The 20,267-nt window shown below is 61.2% G+C and carries 21 protein-coding genes; 11 read left to right on the plus strand and 10 right to left on the minus strand.

The genetic code is table 11. The features are described 5' to 3' along the window. Nucleotides 1-63 precede the first annotated feature (63 nt). Both istB and istA read right to left on the minus strand, forming a co-directional pair. On the minus strand, nt 64-852 hold the full coding sequence (istB, locus tag DBZ45_RS13175; protein WP_111904277.1) for an IS21-like element helper ATPase IstB: 789 nt from the start codon (nt 850-852) through the stop codon (nt 64-66). After that, nucleotides 852-2,069: an IS21 family transposase gene (istA, locus tag DBZ45_RS13180; RefSeq protein WP_111904276.1), complete on the minus strand. Its 1,218-nt coding sequence runs from the start codon at nt 2,067-2,069 to the stop codon at nt 852-854. Before istA ends, istB begins: the two co-directional genes overlap by 1 nt. Nucleotides 2,070-2,232: 163 nt before the next feature. Between istA and DBZ45_RS13185 the strand changes: the two genes are divergently transcribed. The 3 genes from DBZ45_RS13185 (at nt 2,233) to DBZ45_RS13195 (ending at nt 7,313) form a co-directional block, all read left to right on the plus strand. Then, nucleotides 2,233-2,703 carry a hypothetical protein gene (locus tag DBZ45_RS13185; protein WP_146617521.1) on the plus strand — a complete coding sequence of 157 codons (471 nt, stop codon included), beginning with the start codon at nt 2,233-2,235 and terminating at the stop codon, nt 2,701-2,703. A gap of 637 nt (nt 2,704-3,340) precedes the next feature. Next, on the plus strand, nt 3,341-5,080 hold the full coding sequence (locus DBZ45_RS13190; RefSeq protein WP_111904353.1) for a P-loop ATPase, Sll1717 family: 1,740 nt from the start codon (nt 3,341-3,343) through the stop codon (nt 5,078-5,080). A 538-nt stretch (nt 5,081-5,618) separates the two neighbouring features. After that, nucleotides 5,619-7,313, plus strand: a complete 1,695-nt coding sequence (locus DBZ45_RS13195) for a serine/threonine-protein kinase (protein WP_223257071.1) — start codon at nt 5,619-5,621, stop codon at nt 7,311-7,313. Between the two features lie 230 nt (nt 7,314-7,543). Here the strand turns inward: DBZ45_RS13195 and DBZ45_RS13200 are convergent, their stop codons facing one another. Beyond that, nucleotides 7,544-8,230 carry a TetR/AcrR family transcriptional regulator C-terminal domain-containing protein gene (locus tag DBZ45_RS13200; protein ID WP_111904354.1) on the minus strand — a complete coding sequence of 229 codons (687 nt, stop codon included), beginning with the start codon at nt 8,228-8,230 and terminating at the stop codon, nt 7,544-7,546. Between the two features lie 209 nt (nt 8,231-8,439). Here DBZ45_RS13200 and DBZ45_RS13205 point away from each other — a divergent pair, with 209 nt between their 5' ends. The 3 genes from DBZ45_RS13205 (at nt 8,440) to DBZ45_RS13215 (ending at nt 9,882) form a co-directional block, all read left to right on the plus strand. Continuing rightward, complete coding sequence (locus DBZ45_RS13205; protein ID WP_317616962.1) at nt 8,440-8,640, plus strand: hypothetical protein; 201 nt, start codon at nt 8,440-8,442, stop codon at nt 8,638-8,640. Nucleotides 8,641-8,692: 52 nt separating this feature from the next. After that, the gene (locus DBZ45_RS13210; RefSeq protein ID WP_111904355.1) at nt 8,693-9,193 is read left to right on the plus strand and encodes a hypothetical protein; all 501 of its coding nucleotides are present in this window, start codon (nt 8,693-8,695) and stop codon (nt 9,191-9,193) included. Between the two features lie 152 nt (nt 9,194-9,345). Then, on the plus strand, nt 9,346-9,882 hold the full coding sequence (locus DBZ45_RS13215; protein WP_146617522.1) for a hypothetical protein: 537 nt from the start codon (nt 9,346-9,348) through the stop codon (nt 9,880-9,882). A gap of 348 nt (nt 9,883-10,230) precedes the next feature. On the opposite strand, the gene DBZ45_RS13220 is transcribed toward DBZ45_RS13215, so the two are convergent. Beyond that, a complete protein-coding gene (locus DBZ45_RS13220) occupies nt 10,231-10,686 on the minus strand; it encodes a hypothetical protein (RefSeq protein WP_190243122.1) in 456 nt (151 codons plus the stop codon). A 1,210-nt stretch (nt 10,687-11,896) separates the two neighbouring features. After that, nucleotides 11,897-12,688: a response regulator transcription factor gene (locus DBZ45_RS13225; RefSeq protein WP_111904358.1), complete on the minus strand. Its 792-nt coding sequence runs from the start codon at nt 12,686-12,688 to the stop codon at nt 11,897-11,899. A gap of 888 nt (nt 12,689-13,576) precedes the next feature. Here DBZ45_RS13225 and DBZ45_RS23265 point away from each other — a divergent pair. Further along, a complete protein-coding gene (locus DBZ45_RS23265) occupies nt 13,577-13,696 on the plus strand; it encodes an SDR family oxidoreductase (protein WP_262982860.1) in 120 nt (39 codons plus the stop codon). Nucleotides 13,697-13,955: 259 nt separating this feature from the next. Here DBZ45_RS23265 and DBZ45_RS13235 read toward each other — a convergent pair whose 3' ends face one another. From DBZ45_RS13235 to DBZ45_RS13250, 5 genes are all read right to left on the minus strand, one after another. Then, the gene (locus DBZ45_RS13235) at nt 13,956-14,858 is read right to left on the minus strand and encodes a TerC family protein (protein ID WP_111904359.1); all 903 of its coding nucleotides are present in this window, start codon (nt 14,856-14,858) and stop codon (nt 13,956-13,958) included. 323 nt (nt 14,859-15,181) lie between these two features. Further along, on the minus strand, nt 15,182-15,445 hold the full coding sequence (locus DBZ45_RS22730; RefSeq protein WP_146617523.1) for a hypothetical protein: 264 nt from the start codon (nt 15,443-15,445) through the stop codon (nt 15,182-15,184). Between the two features lie 4 nt (nt 15,446-15,449). Then, a complete protein-coding gene (locus tag DBZ45_RS13240) occupies nt 15,450-15,704 on the minus strand; it encodes a hypothetical protein (protein ID WP_111904360.1) in 255 nt (84 codons plus the stop codon). Next, nucleotides 15,701-16,495, minus strand: coding sequence for a tetratricopeptide repeat protein (locus DBZ45_RS13245; protein ID WP_317616963.1), 795 nt, complete (start codon nt 16,493-16,495; stop codon nt 15,701-15,703). The genes DBZ45_RS13240 and DBZ45_RS13245 overlap by 4 nt, the downstream gene beginning before the upstream one ends. Nucleotides 16,496-16,591: 96 nt before the next feature. Beyond that, the gene (locus tag DBZ45_RS13250; protein ID WP_111904411.1) at nt 16,592-17,068 is read right to left on the minus strand and encodes a MarR family winged helix-turn-helix transcriptional regulator; all 477 of its coding nucleotides are present in this window, start codon (nt 17,066-17,068) and stop codon (nt 16,592-16,594) included. A 322-nt stretch (nt 17,069-17,390) separates the two neighbouring features. Here DBZ45_RS13250 and DBZ45_RS13255 point away from each other — a divergent pair, with 322 nt between their 5' ends. The 4 genes from DBZ45_RS13255 to DBZ45_RS13270 all read left to right on the plus strand — a co-directional run bounded on the left by DBZ45_RS13255 (nt 17,391) and on the right by DBZ45_RS13270 (nt 19,649). After that, nucleotides 17,391-17,843, plus strand: coding sequence for a MarR family winged helix-turn-helix transcriptional regulator (locus tag DBZ45_RS13255; RefSeq protein ID WP_111904361.1), 453 nt, complete (start codon nt 17,391-17,393; stop codon nt 17,841-17,843). A 752-nt stretch (nt 17,844-18,595) separates the two neighbouring features. Continuing rightward, entirely contained in the window at nt 18,596-18,799 is a 204-nt protein-coding gene (locus DBZ45_RS13260) for a hypothetical protein (protein ID WP_111904362.1), read from the plus strand. Between the two features lie 36 nt (nt 18,800-18,835). Next, nucleotides 18,836-19,051, plus strand: a complete 216-nt coding sequence (locus tag DBZ45_RS13265; RefSeq protein WP_111904363.1) for a hypothetical protein — start codon at nt 18,836-18,838, stop codon at nt 19,049-19,051. 100 nt (nt 19,052-19,151) lie between these two features. After that, nucleotides 19,152-19,649, plus strand: coding sequence for a MarR family winged helix-turn-helix transcriptional regulator (locus DBZ45_RS13270; RefSeq protein WP_111904364.1), 498 nt, complete (start codon nt 19,152-19,154; stop codon nt 19,647-19,649). Nucleotides 19,650-20,267: the final 618 nt, after the last annotated feature.

A 20,267-nucleotide genomic window follows, 5' to 3' on the forward strand; every position in this document is an offset into this window, starting at 1 on the left:
TGTCAGCGATGGTCGAAAAGTGAGCCGTTTCGCGGGTGGAAAAGTGAGCCACTTTGACGTTGGTTATTCTGCCGTATTTTCGGGTCTTGTCGAGGGCAGTGAGTCGACTTGGGTGTGTTTGAGTCGGTAGCTGGAGCCTTTGAGGGTGATGACTTCGGCGTGGTGGACGATGCGGTCGATCATGGCCGAGGCGACGACCTGGTCGCCGAACACGTCGCCCCAGCGGGCGAACGGGAGGTTCGAGGTCAGGATCAGCGAGGCGTGCTCGTAGCGCGATGAGACCAGTTGGAAGAACAGGTTCGCGGCATCTTGCTCGAAAGGGATGTAGCCGACTTCATCGACGATGATCAGCCGGTAGCGGCGCAGCCTTACGAGTTCCTGGGGCAGTCTGCCGTTCTGGTGGGCTGTCTGGAGGCGGGCTACCCAGTCGATGGCCGTCGCGAACAGGACCCGATGTCCGAGCTGGGTGGCCCGTAAGCCCAGGCCGGTTGCGAGGTGTGTTTTGCCGGTGCCGGGCGGTCCGAGCAGGACGATGTTGGATGCTTCCGTGAGGAACGCTCCGGTGGCAAGGTGGGCGATGGTGTCGCGTTTGAGGCCGGGCTGGTGATCGAAGTTGAAGTCCTCGAGTGATTTCCGGGCCGGGAACCCGGCGCCCCTGGCTCTGATCTCTGCTCCGGAGGCTTCCCTCGCGGCCACTTCCCGCGACAGCACAGCGGCGAGGTATTCCTCGTGGGTCCAGCCTCCTTCCCGGGCCTGATCAGCGAGCCGGGTTGCTGCTTCCCGGATCCGGGGTGCTTTCATTGCCCGGGAGTAGTACTCGATCTGGCCAGCGGTTTCCTTGATAGCGGGCATCAGGCGACCTGCCCGTCATCAAGGATGACCCCGAATGCGCGGTCGTAGTCGGCCAGATCCCGCAGCCCGGCTGTCTCACCCACCGGCTGAGGGGTTTGGAAGGCCTTCCGTAGTGCCTTTGCCGCCTCTACGTGGTCTGGGTCGGTGATCGTCAGGCCCTTGCCCCAGGACCGGGTGTGGGTTCCGACAGTTCTGCCGTCCAGGCTGATCGTGACGGTTTCGAGGTCGGCGGTGACCTCGACGAACCGGCCGATGGCCTGCGGGTGGACGGAGTAGTCGTTGGACCCCATCCGGACGTAGTAGTCCCGCGGGAGCCGGACCCTGGCGGTGAATCCGGTGACCGGTGGAACCGGTGGCAGCGCCAGCATCGCCTTCTTGTCCGCATTGATGAGCTCCGCCGGCCGGGCACCTGTCCGCCTGACGAGCCGCGCATTGGCCTTCGGCAGCCACATGGCCAGCTGGGCGTTGAAATCCTCCGGTGAGGTGAAGACCCGGCCCGGCAGGAACGAGGTCTCCAAGAACTGGTTGGCCCGCTCGACCACGCCTTTGCTTTCCGGGTCATAGGGTTTGACCTGAACGACCCGGGTGGCGAGGACCCCGGCGAACGCAGCCACCCCGGCGGCGTAACTGTTCCGGCGACCGATCCCGGTTTCGTTGTCCCAGATCAGCCGCCGCGGAACCGCACCCAGGGATCCGAGCAGCTCCCACATCCCGGCCAGCAGGTCCCCGGTCATCCGCGACGGGATCATCCTGGCCATGATGAACCGCGAATGCGAAGACACCATCACCAGCACGGGCAACACCCGCGTCTTGCCTGCTCCAACGGGAATCTGCACCTCCGGGAACCAAAGGTCGCACTGCGCCTGATCCCCGGGATCATAGGTGATCCGGTCAGCAGGATCAGCCGGCGCATACTCCGGCCGGATCCTGGCCACGTTCTCCCGGAACCAGGCCGCCGACCCCGACCAGCCCACCCGCTCCGCGAGCACCGTCGCGGGCATCCGCGGGTTCTCCTGCAACAAAGCACGAATCGCAGGCTCGACGGCCTTGATCCCGGAGTCCTGAGGTGCCCGCACATACGCAGGCGGACCATCAGAACTAACCGCTTTGGCAACAGTGTTCCGGGAGATCCCCAGCCGCGCCGCTATCGACCTCATCGACTCACCCTCGGCAAGATGCAATCGCCGAATAAGCGCCCAATCCTCCACAGTGATCACCCACCCAATCGTTTGAAACGGGTGGCTCAGTTTTCAACCGTCACAATGGTTCAGTTTTCGACCGTCACCGACACTAGCCGTCGACCGCAGCGATTCTTGGATCCCGAGGGAGAGGCGGCAGCCAGCTTGACGCGCTCAGCACGGGATCGGATACAGTCGCTCGATGAGCGGTGCCGATAACCTCCAAATTGTCAACAGGACGCCCGTGCGTATGCGCAAGTACTGGTATCCGGCCTACGAGAGCTCGTCCGATTTCGTGATGCCATGGTGGCGGGAAACCTACGGCAGCGAGCCGCCAGCCGAGGACCACTGGGTGTCAGTCTTGCTCCGCGACCAAGAAGTCGCGCGGTGCAAGTACGTCGTGACAGGTGCTCGTGTAGACCCTGTTCTCGGCGACCTCCCGCACGGGCAGCTCGACATCCTCGCGTTCGAGGTCGCGATCCCCTTGCGCCGCAAGGGGATCGGTCGCACGGCAGTGCAGGGGATCCGAGACCAAAACCCGCTGCCGCGCATGACTGCCCTGAACGATGGCGCCGAATCTAGGAAATTCTGGGATGGGATCGGCTGGATCAGGCACGAGCCCGCCCACGCCATCCTGAGGGGCGGCGAACGAGTGACCTACTCCGAGCCATGAAATTCGGCCACGATCCGCAGTCGAGGGGGAACCACTTAACCGCGGTGTCTGTGTCCGTGGATGCTGGCGATTCGGGACGGCCCTGCACTGCGCGGTGGCTCACTGGTGAACGCGATTAGGCTTGCAGAAGGCAGCTCAACGCAGCCGCCCATGAGTGGTCGGCTCATCTTGCGCGGATGAGCCCCGGCAGATGAGCCCAGTTACCAATGAAGCACGCAGAGTTTGACGCAAGAACAAACATCACACGTCAGCTACCGACCGAATGTGTACGGAGCCACCGGGTTCTGCCGCATGGACTCTAAAACTGACTTCCCAATGGCTTCACGGGTCTGGTTGTTGCCGGCTCGGAATTCAGGGGCCGGTTCGAGCTGTTCGGCCGCATATTGTCATCACGTCGATGTCCGGGTTCGGTGCAACCGAGGGCCCTTCAGACGGGTTGCTCTTTGTACACGGGACAAGATGCAACGATCCGCTAACTGCAAGCTGACGGAATAATAATTATCAGCGTTCGCTGTGGCCTCATTAGAGGAGACGGGGTTCCCTTTCAGTTGCTGCCAGTCTTGTCCCCCGACGGGAAGGACCTGACTTCCTGGCCCCAAAGCTATGCTGGCCGACGGTCGTTAACGCCGGCAAAGCTATGGAAGATCTGATCCTCCCCCAGACGGTTCGTTATAGAGTGCAGCAAAGGATCAAATCGGGGGACAGCATGGCATTGAAGAAGCAGCGCATCCGGAGCAGCTTCAATCTGGGCGGCGAGCAGGCAGAGGCAGACTCGCTCCTAGAGGAGGCATTTTTTGAGACCGGAGACTATGAAATGATCGAGTCTCGGACTGAGAGCAAGTGCTTCGTCATCGGGCGAACGGGGGCGGGAAAATCTGCTGCATTATCAAGGATCGAGGACCTTCACCCGGAGCACGTAATTCGGATCAACCCTGAAGACCTGTCTCTTCCGTACATAACGAACCTTCAAGCAATTCGGTGGCTAGATAGTCTCGAAGTTAATCTGGACCAATTTTGGATCGCCCTGTGGAAGCACGTCATCTTGGTCGAGGTTATTCGGCACCGATATAAGGTCGACTCCCCCGTAGCCAAGAGTAATATGCTCGCAAATCTTCGGGACTGGATCCGGAACGACCGAACAAAGGCAGCTGCCCTCGAGTACTTGGACGAGTTTGAGGGCCGTTTTTGGTGCGAAGCTGATGAGCGCGTCAAGGAAATCACAGACACCTTTTCACAAAAGGTGTCTGCCGAGGCCGGAGTTAAGTTCGGCGTTCCTGCGATCGACTTGACGGCAGGAACAAGTGGCGAACTCGGTAGGTCGACGGCGACTCGGGCCGAACTAGTCGACCGTTTTCAGCGCCTAGTGAACGAAACTCAACTGGCCCGACTGAACAAGATGATGGAGATTCTCAACGACCACGTTTTGGATTCTGAACAGCACTTCACCTACCTCATCATCGACGACCTCGACCGAGACTGGGTGGACGAGCGCGTCGCCAATGACCTGATTAGGTGCTTGTTCAGCACGGTGGTCAGCCTAAAACGCGTCACGCGCCTCCGAATTTTGGTCGCGCTCCGAACAAATATCTTTCAGGAACTAGACTTTGGCAAGCGTGGAGCTGCGCAAGAGGAAAAATTCCGGGCCCTCGTGTTGCCCTTGAGATGGACGAGAACCTCTTTAGAGCGCCTGTTGGATGAGCGCGTGAAGGCAGCCACCAGCGGTGAGGAAGAGGGACCAAAGACGGTTCGTGCCCTCCTCCCACATGCGAACAAGACCCGCGGCAACCCTCTGGATTACATCCTGGATAGGACACTTCTTCGCCCCCGCGATGCAATATCCTTCGTCAATCTCTGTCTACGTGAGAGCGTTGACAAGCGAGCGGTAAGTTGGGAGGCCATACAGGCTGCTGAACCTGGTTATTCTGAGGGACGGCTACTGGCGCTGCGGGATGAATGGAAGCTAACGTATCCCGGAATCGATCAAGTGCTGAACAAGCTCAGAGGTTGTTCCTCAGCCATGTCCGTGCCGGAGTTCGTAGCCGTTCTTGAAGACATAGCACTGCTTACTGCAGAAGCAGATTTCCCGGGTACGCAGTGGCTGACGACCGCAACTGCCGGAGTGTGGGCTGCGGCTGAAGGTGAGGCTTGGCATGTAACTTACGGCCCGCTCCTAAAAGTTCTCTATTCGCTGGGGATCGTTGGCATCGCCGCAGACGGCAGCAAGGCGCCGAAGTTCCATTTGGATGACCCGGCGCTTATTGATCGGCGTAGTCGGATGGACACATGCAAGAGCGTATACGTTCACCGAATGCTACATTCCGCCTTAGACGTGCGTCGGCCTCAGGAGCGACGGGGGCAAGCTCCCGAGGATTATTAGCAGCCCATTCGGCGCTTCCCATCCATTTGGCTGCTAGGAAACCGGACGCCGAAAGGCACTGGCACGAGGTTCAAGTCGGCGGCGTAGGTCCGGTATGGAAGCCGCCATCATTCGTATTCGGCAATCGTTGACGGAATATCCATTATCGGCGTTTTTCTGGTCCGGAAAGTGCAGGGCTGGCGCCCGAACCTCCGCGTTCACCCAGGGCGGGGCGGAACGAAGTCCTAGGCCGGTCGTGGTGTCGTCTCGGGTTAGCGCCGGACTGCGGCGGGTTTGAAGCCCTGTGTAGCGAGTCATTGGCCCGGGCGTGGAATTTTCCGGCTAATGCGTAGGCCTCACGCGCTACTTGGGTGAATTCTTCGCCGGCGAGGTCACCGGCCCAGTCCAGCAGATCGGCGACCTATCGCGCTCCCCTTTGTGTAATACTAAGCAGTCTTACTACCCTTCGCGTTGCACCGGGCGGTTGTGAGGCTGGGCGAATATTCCGCGCCTGACAGCAGGCCGGATACGACAGATGAGACGCTTTGTGGGAGTTCGCATGACTGAGGGGCAACGGCCCGATGTGGCCGGGCAGCTGATGTGCCAGCGGTACCGTCTCCAGGAATTGGTAGGTCGGGGTGCCGCGGCGGCGGTGTACAGGGCGGTCGACGAAGCATTAGGCCGTGACGTGGCCCTGAAACTCTTCTCCAAGGAAGGCGGCGAGCCAGAGTTGCTGGCCCGTCAGCAAGCCGAAATCCGGATTCTCGCTTCGATGATCCATCCGTCCCTGGTGACATTGTTCGATGCCGGCACGGACCCGGCTATGGAACGCAACTACGTGATCATGGAATACGTGCCTGGCCCGGACCTCCGCCGCCACTTGCGCACCGACGGCCTGACGCCTGCCGACATCGCCGCTGTGGGAGCTGATCTGGCATCCGCGTTGGACTATATCCACAGCCGCGGCGTAATCCACCGCGATATCAAACCCGGCAACGTGCTGCTGCACACTCCCGACCCGAGTGAGTCGGGAAAGCAGTGGCGCGCCAAGCTCACCGATTTCGGCATTGCCCGGGTGATGGAGGAAGAGCACCTGACCAGGACAGGGTGCACCGTCGGCACTGCCGCCTACCTGAGCCCGGAGCAGGCCCTCGGTGAGCCGTTGAACGGCGCCAGCGACGTGTACTCCCTGGGTCTGGTGCTGCTGGAGTGCTTCACCCGCAGGGTTGAGTTTCCCGGGAACCAGATCGAGTCCGGTGTGGCAAGAATCCACAGGAGCCCCGTCATACCCGACAACGTCGACACTGAGTGGAAAACCCTGCTGACCGCGATGACCGCCAGGCACCCGGCTGACCGCCCCTCTGCAGCCGAAGCCGCGACCGCGCTGCAGCACCTGGTTCTGGTACCGGACGCTGCAGCTCCCCCTGCGCCTCAAACATCTGTGAGCATCGCACCTGTACCGCAGCTGGGCAATCGGCCGTATCCGCCCGCTCCTTCACGCCGCCCAACTGTTACTCCGCGCATGCGCCGTAAACACGGCAGCCGTGTGCGGACACTCATCGTTGCATCCGTCGCGGCGGTTATTCTGGCCGGCACCACGTCCGCGACATTCGGGCGAGGTGGCCCGGATCAATCGGCGGCGCCCGCACCACAAGCAGCCCTCGTGCAAAACAATCCTCTGGATTTCCATTTGCAACAGCTCCAGTCAGCCCTGGAGCCCTTACCCGTGCTCCTGCCAATCCTTGACCAGGTACGCCAAGACATAAGCGACGAGGACCTGCACAGCGCCCTTGCGCACCTGGACCGCCTCGAAAAGGACGCGACCGACGAAGCCGCACGTGACGGCTTGACGTTCGAGCAGTACCGGAACATAACTGCGGCCATCCGCCTGGTACGCAACGATCTGCAGACACTCATCGCCGCTTCCACAAAATCACCCGTTGAGGCAATTTCCCCCGTCTCTAAACCCGCCGCCGCGCCCGAGGGCATTCCCGCAGTAAACCGGGAACTTGCTCCGGTCGCCGTCGTGAACCCGGCACCTGCCCAAGCCGTATCCAACGATCCCGTCCAGCAAGAGAACCAAGTCATGATCGACAATCAAGCCAAGCCCACCCCCGGCCCCGCCGGCATCGACGAGCCCGTCGCCGTCGACAAGTCCGCCGCCGTCGACAGGCCCATCCCCGGCGCCTCCCGTGTCGGCAAGCCCAAACGCGACAAGCCCCACAACCACAGCGGCACAAAGGGCCACAGGTAGGTAGGCATTCTCGGCGCACGGCGATCAGTTGCACGACCGACCGAAGCGAGGTAGCTGGGTCGACGTATGCATCCACTCGGACCGCCGGTAACTCAGGCGACGAGGCCTACTTGGCGGAATCGCGGTTATCGGTGTTTCGCCACTGCCGTGCTGGTCCCGGTCGGCAAGGGAGTTCCCAGCTCCGGCCTGGCCCGCGATGACGGGATCACCCGGGTGCCGGGCTCCCCCGGTTATTTGTCCGTTGCTGTGAGTGCTGCTGCGAGGCCGGAGAGGAGGATGCCTAGTCCTTCGTCCAGTTCCCGGGCGCCGTCATAGTCGGCCAGCACCGGGGCAAGTGCCCTGAGCCGGGGAAACTCCTTGGCCGGGAGGTGGTACAGGCCCAAACGCAGGACCGCATCGCTTTCGTCCGGATTCGCCACCAGTTCCTGCAGTTCGTTGAGCAGGTGTCCGTAGAGGAATGCGTAGAAGGCGCGGTAGACGTGCAGGGCGGCTGCGGGCGTGAAGCCGGCGTCGATCAGCAGTGCGAGGATCTGCTCCAGCGGCCTGACCGTCCCGTGTGGGCGCAGGCCCAGGGGGGTCGACAGTGGCCGGGTCATCAGCAGGGGCACGACGTTGGGGTGCAGGAGCGCGAGCCGCCGCATGTCATGGGCGGCACCTCGCAGCGTAGCCTGCCAGTCCATCCCGTGCGGGACGGTCAGTTGGCCCAGGACGAGTTCAGTCAGGCCGTCCAGGAGCGCCGACCGGTTCTCCGCGTACCGGTACAGGCTCATCGGGTCACGGCCCAGCCTCTGCCCGAGCCGGCGCATGGTGAGCGCTTCGAGCCCTTCCTCATCCACCAGTTCCAGGGCGGCGGAAAGCACTCTTGCCCGGTCCAGCCGGGGTTTCCGGCCGGAACCGGCTGTGTTGCCCTCGCTCATGGCTGGATCCTTCCCGCCTGCCCCGGCGCGGGAACAGGATGCGGCTTCCGTTATCTACCCCTGAAGTCTACAATGTAGGCATACGGGTGGGAACCCGGCCGTTTAGCGGCGATCCGGTGACAGCTACAGCGCCCAGTGCAGGGCGCCGGAGCCCAGCTGCTGCAGCCACGTGGCAGCCTTACCTGCACCGGAAACGAAAAGAGCCAGCCATGGCCGTTTCACAGTTCGATCAGTTTCTACACGACGCCACTATCTGCGACCCGGACGCAGGGTCCACGCTCGGGCGCGACCGGCTCTACGGGCTTTACATCAGCTGGTGCACCATCACCCAGACCCGGCCTCGAAGGGAACGCTCCTTCTGGGCGGCAATGCACCGGCGGGTAGACCCCGACCAGAACAGCCTGCGCTGAAAGGCCCGGCCGCAGCGGACTATCTCCTGTCCAGCTACCCTAATCTGGTCTGATGCCGCCCACGACCCCTTCCGGCAGCCGCTACCCGGCCGAAGACCACCCGCCATGCGGGCAGCGCCCCTGGTGCATCACGTGCGGCACCGACCAGCACCTGCTCGCAGAATCCATCACCGTCCTGGACACCTCAAGCGGATCCATCGCCGTCGCGTTCAGCTGCTCCTCCTGCCGCGGCTCAAGCGCCCTGGCAACCAACGCAGAGTCCCTCGCCCCGGTCCTGGCCCGCTACCTCGGTCCGGACGAGGACGTCGTCCACCTCGGCGCCATGTACGTTCACTGCGGCGAACCAATGACCCCCTCGGACCCGGCACGCCGGATGTTGGAACGTCCGGTTTACACCGAGCCCAGCCCGACCGACATTCTGGGCGCCTACCTGCAGACCCGGGTCCTGCACTGCAGGTGCGGATTCCAGCTGGAGCCGCCCCCGGGAGAAGCCACCGAGAGCCCAATCCGACGGAATCACGCCCATCGGCGTTTAGCCTCAGCTCACAGATAACGAGAGATTCGCGCGCAGTAGAAGCCCCTCGGCAGCTGCTCTGGATCATCTCCATCATCGGGACGTTCTGGTGGACGGAACCTCCGTTATCGTCGTCGAATTCGGTCATCAATAAACGAGAATCTCGCTGAAAGCGGCATAGGCTGATGAGAATGGATGACGCGTCAGCAACACCGGAACTGCCTGATCACCGGACATACACCGCCATGACTCAGGAGGGCGAAGCCGCTGTAGGCCGCATCGCCATATGGGCCGCTTATGTGGAGCAGCACTTGGTGGATCTGTGCGCAGAGTTGATTAATGAAGGCAATGCGGCTGTTGGGAACACCGTGACTGCCAACATGAGCGCTTCCTCCATGATCCAGCTTGCGAAGAAGCTACTACTCGAATCCGATACGACCAGCGCTGAAAACAAGGCCGTCACTCTGGCCGCGCTAACTGAAGCCAAAGCAGCCCTGGAAGAACGCAACAAGATCCTGCACGCCACCGTTGGCGGTTCGCTAGTAGAGGGTTCAACCACGTTCTGGAACAGTCGAAGAAAGAGGTTTACTTCCGGGGCGTTAGCAGGACAGCTGGAGGCCGCTCAGCATAGTCCAGCGGAGCTAGACGCACTCGGTGCACGTCTATACAAGGCGATGGATGACCTCTGGGAATGCTATCTGTCCGTGAGCTCTCGAGGAGAGAAATAGCCCCAGCAGAGGCTAGCTCTGCGTGATCCTCCTGGGTTCCACCGCCGCAAGAACGGGGAGCAGGAGAAGTCCCTGGCGGCCTTCCACGATGCGGCACCGGCGCGCGCTGTCCTGGAAGACTAGCCAGGTCCCGGTACAGGGAGTCGCCTGGGGGGGCTCATCGTACTACTCCCCCAAGGTGACGGAATATCCGTTATCGACGCTCACTGTTAGTGTTTCCCGCGCGGAAAAGTCATGGACGCGTCTGCGCGTCGACGCAAGAGGCGGCGCTTTCGTTCATTCAGGCGTGCGCACCTTGCGAGCCACCCGTGCCCGCTTGCCCGGGGCTTTTCTCTGCTAAATTGCAGCCTACTTCCGGGTCATTGTGACGCTGGCGTCGTGGCGACCATCGGACCTGTCACCGACGCAAATCTCGGTCATGCTGTTGCTGTCGCGGTTCGTCATGCAGGTTCCGCTACCATATCCTTCGGCTTTGAACTCATCGATGTTCTTACCAAGGCGTGAGGCAACTTCGTCAACGGTTACCTCATGGTCAACGGCCCACGCAACTTCCAGCCTTAGGCAGTGGGTGTCGATGGACAGGCAGCCGGGGTCAATCTTCCGCTCAAACCGGTGAATTTCGGTCCAACCGTCCTCCCGTACGTTATCTACTGCAGCCCTCATGGCCGCAGCCTTCTCGGCTTGGCTTCCGCCGCCTCCGTTGATCTCGCTCACCAAGGCGGAGCAGCCGACGAACAGTAGGATTCCGCAGATCATCAGGGAGAGAGCGATGATGCCGAGAATCCATCCCGTCTTGCTTTTCATGGGTGGAGGCGGAGCCCATTGCTGGGGCGGGCCGTACTGGGGATACTGCTGAGGGTTCTGTGCATAGTACTGCTGGGGCGGATAGGGAGGCTGATTTGGGTGACCCGGTCCCTCATGTCTCTGCGGCTCCATACCGCTACCCCCATACTCTTTTGCCCGGACCTTTGACGGGACGACCGTGCGTTTTCCTCCCCGTTTCTTTCGGAGACGATCATGTCATATCGAACCTGTCACCCCTAATAAGGTCGCCGAAAGGACGACCTCGTGGAGACTAGCGGATTCGAACCACTGACCACGGATGGATGAAGGGCGCCTTCCCATCCCACGATCTGCCTCTGAGCTAGAGCCCAGGCCCGGTGCCGGGCGCCGAATAGTCCCGTCACGGCTTCGCCGCTTCGACGACCAGGACGGAGAACTGGGCTTACTTCACGAATCACCTTTCCCAGGCGTTCCATCGGGCGGAAGCACCCGGTCACGGACTGTGCACGTGGGAGGAACGACACACAATCGTGGAAACGCATTGCCGGCGCTGTGAAGTGACAACAATCAGCGGGAGGTTGACGGAATCGTGGTTATCGGCGTACGAAAGCCGTGAGAAGCGGGGCGCCAAGCGTCGATGAAGAAGGCAAGAAGCCGAAACGTTGGAGTCGTTGAAGGGCTCAAGGCCTTGGCATCGAGGTGAGGCCGAGCTCCAATTGAGTTCGATGTCGCCTTCGAATCCGCCCATCGCGTTCGGGTAGAGGATTTCACTGTCCGAGCCTTCGAGCAGGCGTTCTTCAGGCCGGCCACGCCAGCCGGCGGCAACGTCAAGCCGGCGCAGGTCCTGGGTGCCTTCCACATGGTCCAGCAGACACCGGACCGCAGCTTCTGGGCCACGCAGGAGGATAGGTCCAGCCGCGGATCAGCGGGCGCCGGCCACGTCTGTGGCAATGACCAGAAACTGCTGGCGAGCCCGACGTCGCATTTGTCGGCGTGCCTTGATGGTAATCCGGACAGCACGGAGCTAGGCGTTGTCACGGCTGGGTATCCGACGAGATGGTTCTTTATGCGAATGCAGAGTGCGTTTGCATCGCGCGGGTTGCCTGGTTCGGGGACCAGATAAGCCGGGCGCCCGTTCGATCTGGTCATCAAGTTTGGTTTGCGACCCGACACGGCAGAGGGACCTGACGTTGGGTTGGGACAGGCGTCGAACAGGACTTGGCATGCCACCTCAGGTTTGCTCGTCCGGTACTGGTGGCTGGACCGGCGCTAGTCGATATCCCACGCCACGCACCGTGTCCAACCAACGCGGGGACTGCGGATCATCCCGTAGTTTGCGGCGAAGGTTACCGATATGGTCCGCCACTGCCCGTTCAGCGGATTCACTGACGTAGATATCGTGGCGGTTGCGCTCCCCCCTGAGTGCCAGTACGAGATCTGCCCTCGTACGGACCCCTCCTGTAGCCTCCAGCAGCTCGTGTAGCAGATCAAACTCGCTTGGTGTCAGCACCAGGGTCGTCCCGTCAACTAGGACGGTGCGAGTTTGGGGATTGAGCGTCAATCCGTTGTGTGTAATGAAGGACCCGTTGCCGAAAGCGCTGCTTGGCCAGTGTGCTGGGCTAGGCGCGGACAGCGTCTCACTGGGGGGCGCGTGCCGAGGCCGGCGCATTACGGCCGTGAGGCGGGCCCGCAACTCCCGGGGGCGGAATGGTTTGGTGATGTATTCATCGGCGCCGGAGTAAAGCGCAGTCAAGATATCGGCCTCGTCATCCCTGCCCGTGAGCATGACGACGTAGGCGTCGCTGAATTTGCGGATCCGCCTCAGTACCTCGAAGCCGTCGATGTCGGGAAGACCGATGTCCAAGGTAACCATGTCGGCGTTATGTCGTCGGACGACTTCAACGCCCGACTTTCCGTCAGGGGCTGAATACACTCCAAATCCCCACTCGCGGAACAGGGCCTCCAAAATATTTCGCACGTCAGCGTCGTCCTCGATCACCACCGCAAGGCCAAGATCGCTCATCGATTTCCCAAGACCTTACGACTATGCTGATTTCGCGGACCCGAAATACCGTGTTCACTGCCGGGGGAACTGTGCATGTTCGTGCGGCTCAAATGCAGGGTTCCTCCGGAGCGGCCTTTAGGGGGTAGCAGTGTGATTTCGGGCTCACTTAAGCGGCAAGGATCCCCTTTAGAATGAGCGGGCGTCTTCGCCAAGCATTATCGGTGTCGTGGTCGACCTTGGTCAGTTAACTTTTCAGCCCATGAGGTTTTGAAATGCACAAGCCTGATTTCCCCGGAACGTGCATCGCGGTTCCAGTAGCCGGACACTGGCTCGTTTACGAGTTCCACAATGCCGAAACCGGGACCGCTCAGGCTGGAAGCGGTTGGATTAGAGTTTCGGTGCACTGAATTTTCGACTTTTTCCAGCCGCATGGGAGTATCAACTGCACTGCCGTACCAAGTGCGCCAGTGTTCAAATTGCTCCTCCGGATTCAGCCTGGGCGGAACGCCATAGCGCCGGATCTGCCCACTCTTCGGTTCCCCGCACCCAGCTCACCAGCGTCATCGCCGGGGTCAGAGATGAATCCCGTGGAACCTTCTCGCTGATACGGACGAAACCCTAGCTTTCAACGGCATTGACAGCCTCGCAGCCATTACTTCTGCCCGGTCCTCCGCGTCAGCGCTTCCTCTCGGCGGGCATTTGGGGGGCATACCCGCCGAGAGGACGATAGAAAATCTATCAGATAGTTCGTTCACGAACAATTCGCGGGCTAATGCAGCTTTCAGTGCACTGGTGTGCGGCTGTGTTCACCCTCCTCAATGCAGTGTCACCTACCGTTGTTGAGACCCCGCTCGGCAAAAAAGCCTGGGCCGGAGAAAAAGGCGAGAAGGCCAAGCGCGAGATTCCGTGGGCCGGTTCGCCCAGCTCGACGAGGTCGCGCCCCTCGTTGCCTACCTTGCCAGTGACGTTGCCGCGATGATCACCGGCACCAACGTCTTGATCGACGGCGGATTTACCACCGTCTAGTCAGGTCGTCGCACAACAGCGGAGCACGCTGCATTCCGAGATGTTCCGCTGTTGTGTGAGGCCCGAAGGTCAAGAGGCCCTAAGGGCTCTCAGTTCCGCCGCGTCGTCGGTCGGTGAGCCAAGCAGCGCCAAATTTGAGTACACCCCAACCGGACAAAGCGGAAACTGTCCCATTTTCGGCGGATCAACCACCCCGTGGGCTCCGTGCTCGAAACGGGCCATCGATGGAGGATAAATAAAGGCAGGCGTTGGGTGCCAGCTACCCGAGGCCGGCGGGTTCCTGGTGACCGTCGCCGTCGACGATCCGGCCGGTCACGGGTTTGCGGGAAAGGCAGACTGCCCCGGCGTCGGGCCCGGTTGACGTGGCGGCGGCAATGGCGTCGTGGTCATCGGCCTTGGAGTAGGCGTGGCGGAGATGGACCGGTTCGATGGGTTCGCCTGTAAGTTTTTCCTGGCGTCGTTTGTAGGTCAGGTTCAGGGCTTCGACGATGATGGCGAAGGCCATGGGGCCGTAGATCAGGGCCTTGTCGATCTTAACCTCGAAGCCGTCGGCGATGAGGAAGGACCCGATCAGCACCAGGAAGGCCAGGGCCAGCATTTTCACGGTGGGGTGCCGGTTGACGAACGCAAAGATGAACTTCGAGGAGAAGAGCATGATGGTGAATGACAGCAGGACCGCGGTGACTATGACCAGGAGGTTATCCACCATGCCGACGGCGGTGATCACCGAGTCGAAGGAAAACACCATGTCCAGCAGGATAATCTGGGTCAGCACGGCACCGAACGTCACGCTGGTGACCCGGCCAGGGCCGTGTGACTCGCGTCCTTCGAGTTTTTCGTGGATCTCGGTGACTGCTTTGTAGACCAGGAACAGGCCGCCGAAAATCAGGATCAGGTCCCTGCCTGAAAAGCCCTTCCCGAAGAGTACGAACAGGTCGTTCGTCAGGCTGATGATCCAGGACGCGGCGAACAGCAGCACGATCCGCATCAGCATGCCCAAGGTGAGACCGAGGTTGCGGGCCTTGGCCTGCTGCTCCACGGGCAGCTTGCTGGCCAGGATCGAGATGAAGATGACGTTATCCACGCCCAGGACAATCTCGAGAACGAACAGGGTCACGAAAGCGATGGCCAGGTCGGGCGTCAATTCAAATGCTAAGTCCACTTACGAAGTGTAACTGACGTCGTTTCTTGGCTCAGGAGGGCAACTCTCCGCTTCCCCCGGATGCCACCCGAGATTCATTGTCACCAGGGGCCGTCTGTGGCCATAGTGGTGGTCATGACGGGACAGCGCACACTTCCGCCGCCAATGCCGGCCGGCCCTGGTTCCGGAGCGGGCTGAGACCGTGACCGGCATGCTTCGCTCCATGTGGTCAGAAGCCGTTCCGGTCGCGGCTCTCATTGCGCTGGCGCCCGGTCCCCTGAGACCCGCCCCAGGCGCCCGCCCCCCTTGCACTGGGGCGTGGTCGTGGTTGCAGCCCCAAACCGTCATAGATCAGATCGAGGGCGATCGGGCGTTGCAGTCCATGTCAAACTTCCAGGAAACCGGCCGTCGAGGATCGGGGTAGAGAGCACGACGTCCACAACGTCGCTTTCATGTACCAAGCGCTTGCCTGCTCCGTGATCGAGCCATATCCAGAGGGCGGAACCATCGGGCATCCACATATCGATGATGCCGCTTCCTATGTGGTGGCCGTGGCTGAGCAGGTGAACGTGGCTTCCCTCGGGAATGGCTTCAGGTTTGGCTTTCATGGTTTTAGCTTCCTATCGTAACTCGCGGCCGTGGGGTCCTTATCTGACAGGATTCCTGAGTGGTTCCGTAGGGAACGTCTGCGCTAACGGTCACTGTGAAGGTTCCTGGTCCGAGGCGGGTGACCAGGATGCCGTGCCCGCCATCTTTCATGGCCTGGTATCGGGCCAGTTCGACGGCGGAGTCCAGTTCTTGCTGGATCGACTGTGGCTTGTCGCCGGTGACGTGATAGCTACGCCCCGTTTCGATGGTCGTGATCATTTTTGCTGTTTTGCTTTCTGTGTTTTCTTGGGAAATTTTTCGTCTGTTTGCTCGGCGGCCGGTATAAGTTTTTTGATTCCGTGAGTGGGGCTGCGTGGCTTTTGAGAAGGTGAATGCGGTCCCTGCAAAGGCGTCGGTCTGGAGGGGGCGGGTGGGTCCGCGGCTTCGTCAAAGACGGCTACGGCCGCCTGCGGGTGTGTCGTCGTCCCTTCACGTGGACCGGTCGGTATTCCTTCTGCCGGCTCCCGCCTCGTGCGTTGATGGGGGCCTCTGCGTTCGGGGGCTGTGGGCTGGGCAGGTTGCTGCCCGGGGAATGGTGTGGCTGCCAGTTCGCGGGCGCGGAGCATTGCTTGTTCTGATGCCTGGATCCGGCTGTGCCGATGCCCGTAGGACCTGAAGAGGTCACGGGCCCATTCGAACTCGGCGGCCGCGTCACGGAATCTTCCCTCCTGAAAGAGGCGTGTGCCGATCTGGTGACGGACGGTAGCTTCGCGGATTGGGGTTTGGGCCACTCGGAGGGCTTCTTCGTGCAGGCGGGCCGCTTCTTGCCACCGGCATTGACTCTGGAAGACGTGGGCAAGAGCCAGCAGGGGGTACAGTCTGTTGGCCGAGGCCGCCAGCAGGGCGCGGCCTTCTTCGACCGATTCGGTGTATCGGCCCAGGAGGGCGAGAATCCAGACCCGTTCCAGGGCGGAACAGGTCTGGAGTCTGCCGGCCATGGAATCAAGGTCTACCACGGTGGCTGGCAGTGTCTCCGGGGACGGGTCACGTACGTCATCGCTGGGTGCCATTGGCTTGTCCTTCTGAAGCGCCCCGGGACCGTTGCCGCGGCCCCCAATTTTTCAGACTGTGCCAGGCGTCGGAAATCATCACCGACGCCTCATTGCTCACACCCCTGCAGGATTTCCCGGTCGAGCGGAGTCCGCCTGACAGGACTTGAGAAGGCGGGGCATGGCCTCGTACAGTTCTTCGGCGCCCTCGGGGCTAAGACCCAGTCTGCCGAGTATCGTTCCTGAAATCGGAAGTGTCCGCCTGTACAGGGCCGCCCCTTTGGCGGTGAGGCTTACCGCATCCGGAGCGTTGCCGTCCCGAACCCGCAGGCTCTCGATGTAGCCAGACTCTTCGAGTTGCAGGAGTACCGGCGACAAGCTCCCCGGTTCCGGTAACAGGTCACCGATCTCCCGCCCCGGACGGGGACTTCTCTCCCAGAGCGCGAGCATCACGAGGTATTGCGGATGCGTCAGGTTCAATTCCTGCAGAACCGGCGTACAGGCGCTGACGACCGCCCGCGAGGCAACGGAAACCGCCAACACAAGCTGCTGCTCAAACAAAACATCATCGTCCCCCCCAGCAGGGATAGTCATGGAAGTCATACTACCTCGACATTTCGTACGCGAACACTTCGTATGCAGCTTGGATAAGGAGCGGCCGCCCGGACCGAACATAGAGCGACTTTTGCCTGCCGTCCAGCGTTGATCGCGAGGCGGCCCTGGTTTTTCACATACAGCCCGGCGGGAAGGAGCATTGAATCGGAACGTGATTCCATCCCGACGGCGCATTGGGGAGGACCTGCCGGGATGGAACCAATCCCAAGGTAGCACAAGTGCACGAACTATTCGTGCACGAATGCCCGTTTCCGCTTGCGGCAGAGGTTCTTCGAGCAGCCGCGCCGTTACCATTGCAAGCATGACTTCCCCTTCAGGGAGCGAAGATGATCTTCTGCTCGAACGGCAACTGTGTTTCGCACTGGCCGTCGCTGCGCGCACCGTTATCAATGCCTACACGCCCCTGCTGGAGCAATTGAACCTCACGCATCCGCAATACCTTGTGATGCTCGCCCTGTGGCAGAAAAGTCCGCGCTCCGTGAAGGATCTCAGCCAGACAATGCTGCTCGGATCAGCAACCCTTTCTCCGTTGCTCAAGAGGCTCGAGGGGCACGGGTACGTCACGCGCCGGCGGGTCGAGGGAAATGAACGATCCCTGGCAGTGGCGCTGACTCCCGAAGGGGCCGCGCTGCGGGACAAAGCTCTTGCCGTGCCTGGCGCCATCCTGGATACATTGGGCCTCACCCGGACCGAAGCCCAGGACCTGCGGGAGCGCATGACCCGACTGGCCCTCTCCACCCGGATCCGGCACTAAGATGCCCGAGGGGCAGCCTGTCGGAGATGACCCACGCGCGGGGAGACATCGCCGGGTCGTCGCACTGCTGCACCAGCTGCGCGAAGGGCGCGGGCGGCCCGGTCCGATGAGCGGCACGATAAGCCGCCGGACCGCCAGGGATGGATGGCGCGGAGGCTCTCCTTTAGCCCCACCTTGGCTGGAATGGGCGGTTCCTGCAAAGGAGTGATGAGCCCAGTAGCGGGCAGCTCAAGTCCAGCTCTTGACGTGTCAGCTCTGGCGGCAGGAAGAGGGGGGCCCAGGTTCGGCCTCAGTGAAACGGCCCGCGAGGGCTTCGACCAGCGCCGCGGATTTGCGGCGCATTGAGGCGTACGCCACCGAAGCCAAGGTCCGCGGGTCACATTCTCCGGATATGAGAGCGGGGAGGATGCAGCGGGCGGATTGGGTGCTCAGCGTGCTGACGACCGACGACCGCGGCACCACCAGCACCGGCCGCTACCCAACCCAGCCGCAAGGCCGTTTTCTCAAGACCACAACGCCGCGGAGAGGCTCCGCAGCTCGAAATGCTGTACATAGTTGAGACACAGCAGACTGCCGGACAGCCGATGTCATAGCGGTAAGCGATTTAGGCTCAGGCGTCTTGCGACTATTGGTGCTGCAGCGAATGAAGCAAGTTGATTTAGCGGTACGACCCATGTCCTGCAGTTTGATTAGTGCACTAACTTTTAGTACACTTACAGTCGTCGCTAGTAGGAAAATGCGGAAGGAAGCGCATGACCAGTAAAGAGACCCCGGTTCAGAAGTTCATGCGCCGGACCGGGAAGCTGCGGGCCATTTTCGGGCCTGCCCAGCAGGGCTCCGTTCAGGGGCGTGTGATGGTCCGGCAGGACGCGGCCCAGCGCCAACGCGAAGAGCAATTGCGCCAGTGGACCACGGTGCGCAACGCCGACGGCACAAGCTACCTCGTATCCCGATAGACGCTCTTGTTAGAAACGGAAGCAAAGGAAACACCGATGGCTTTTGTGGAAAAATTCATGAACGCAACGGGCAAGTTGCGGGCCGTCTTCGGACCCGCCCACAGGACTTCCATTGATCACGACATGACGAGCGCGAACAGGGAACTACTGGAAAAGCGCCAAGCCGAGACACGGCAGTGGGAAACCCTTCACCGCCCCGACGGCAGCACCTACGTCGTACCGAAGAATCCTGAGGACAAGTCCCTGCGTTAACGCAGTCGCTTTTGTCAGGAGTTGCCGGAGAAGATCCGCGCGGGGGGCTTGCCTCATCCCGTCCGAGCATGCTCGGACGATTAGTGGTTTGGAGATTGTAATGACCGAGTTGAGCGTCCGGCAGACCAAGACAGCAGGCGCTGAGGAAGACCTTCTGCTGGAGAAGCAATTGTGCTTTGCCTTGACCGTCGCGGCCCGCAACGTTGTCGCGGCATACAAACCTGTGCTCGACCGGTTGGGGCTCACGCACCCCCAATATTTGGTAATGCTGGCGCTGTGGGAAAAGAGCCCCAGGTCAGTGCGTGAAATCAGCACAGAATTGGACCTTGAACCTGCAACAACATCTCCATTGCTCCGACGCCTCGAAGCCGCCGGGTTTCTCTCCCGCCGCAGGGTGGCAGGGAACGAGCGCTCCCTGGCTGTCGAACTGACGGACGCCGGAGCCGCCCTCAGGAAGGAAGCGATGTCCGTGCCGGGAACCATGATGGAGAAACTGGGATTGGAGCGCGAGGACGTTGTCCAGCTGCATACGGCAATGACCCGGCTTATCGCTGCAACAAAGACTGAGCACGCGATCGCGAAGACGACCAACTCCTAACGCCTCCCGCTCCGCCAGCGACACGGAAATCGAATGTCACCCGAGCTCCAGGTGGGTCCGGATCAACCCCTTAAGCGCCGGATCGGCCCAGACGTATAGCCAACTCGATGGCGGCACGGGACGACGCCTCGACCGCCCCCGCAAGGTAGCCCGCCAGCATCGCTGGGACTGACCTCACTACGAGCCAGAACGAGCCGGTCCAGCCACGGAACATGGGCAATAGCTCCAGCAGCGGCGGCAACAACGAAAGTACAAACGCCGCGCCGGAAGGGTCGGCCGCAACAATCAGGGGCCATCATGGAAGATCCGCGACTCACGGCACTAAATCTCATCCGGCAGGACAAGATCAGTCGAATTCGAGGCATACCTGCGCGGCCTGACCCAGCGCGAAAGTTACGACCTACAGATCCTGCGCTGGGCGATCGACGACGTAAGCTCCGCCGCTCATCCCCGGTAATAGATGGTCACCAAGGCGACGTTTAGCACCGCCAAAACGCCGCCAAATATCTCCGATTCACAGGACTGCTGCAGGCAATTTAGTTGTCTGGCTGAGGTACACCGCAACCTGACACCAGAGCGCAGTAGGTTTGACGTGAGGACCGCGTCGTGTGTTTGGTT

Source organism: Arthrobacter globiformis (genome assembly GCF_003261175.1).
GTDB lineage: Bacteria > Actinomycetota > Actinomycetes > Actinomycetales > Micrococcaceae > Arthrobacter > Arthrobacter globiformis_A.

Coding starts and splice junctions, on each gene's coding strand:
- istB (WP_111904277.1), bottom strand. CDS start 852: ATGCCCGCTATCAAGGAAACCGCTGGCCAGATCGAGTACTACTCCCGG.
- DBZ45_RS13215 (WP_146617522.1), top strand. CDS start 9,346: ATGGATGACGCGTCAGCAACACCGGAACTGCCTGATCACCGGACATAC.
- DBZ45_RS13260 (WP_111904362.1), top strand. CDS start 18,596: ATGACCAGTAAAGAGACCCCGGTTCAGAAGTTCATGCGCCGGACCGGG.
- DBZ45_RS22730 (WP_146617523.1), bottom strand. CDS start 15,445: ATGAAAGCCAAACCTGAAGCCATTCCCGAGGGAAGCCACGTTCACCTG.
- DBZ45_RS13265 (WP_111904363.1), top strand. CDS start 18,836: ATGGCTTTTGTGGAAAAATTCATGAACGCAACGGGCAAGTTGCGGGCC.
- DBZ45_RS13225 (WP_111904358.1), bottom strand. CDS start 12,688: ATGAGCGATCTTGGCCTTGCGGTGGTGATCGAGGACGACGCTGACGTG.
- DBZ45_RS13200 (WP_111904354.1), bottom strand. CDS start 8,230: ATGAGCGAGGGCAACACAGCCGGTTCCGGCCGGAAACCCCGGCTGGAC.
- DBZ45_RS13210 (WP_111904355.1), top strand. CDS start 8,693: ATGCCGCCCACGACCCCTTCCGGCAGCCGCTACCCGGCCGAAGACCAC.
- DBZ45_RS13185 (WP_146617521.1), top strand. CDS start 2,233: ATGAGCGGTGCCGATAACCTCCAAATTGTCAACAGGACGCCCGTGCGT.
- DBZ45_RS13245 (WP_317616963.1), bottom strand. CDS start 16,495: ATGGCACCCAGCGATGACGTACGTGACCCGTCCCCGGAGACACTGCCA.
- DBZ45_RS13270 (WP_111904364.1), top strand. CDS start 19,152: ATGACCGAGTTGAGCGTCCGGCAGACCAAGACAGCAGGCGCTGAGGAA.
- DBZ45_RS13220 (WP_190243122.1), bottom strand. CDS start 10,686: ATGAAAAGCAAGACGGGATGGATTCTCGGCATCATCGCTCTCTCCCTG.
- DBZ45_RS13255 (WP_111904361.1), top strand. CDS start 17,391: ATGACTTCCCCTTCAGGGAGCGAAGATGATCTTCTGCTCGAACGGCAA.
- DBZ45_RS13250 (WP_111904411.1), bottom strand. CDS start 17,068: ATGACTATCCCTGCTGGGGGGGACGATGATGTTTTGTTTGAGCAGCAG.
- DBZ45_RS13195 (WP_223257071.1), top strand. CDS start 5,619: ATGACTGAGGGGCAACGGCCCGATGTGGCCGGGCAGCTGATGTGCCAG.
- DBZ45_RS13240 (WP_111904360.1), bottom strand. CDS start 15,704: ATGATCACGACCATCGAAACGGGGCGTAGCTATCACGTCACCGGCGAC.
- DBZ45_RS13190 (WP_111904353.1), top strand. CDS start 3,341: ATGGAAGATCTGATCCTCCCCCAGACGGTTCGTTATAGAGTGCAGCAA.
- DBZ45_RS13205 (WP_317616962.1), top strand. CDS start 8,440: ATGGCCGTTTCACAGTTCGATCAGTTTCTACACGACGCCACTATCTGC.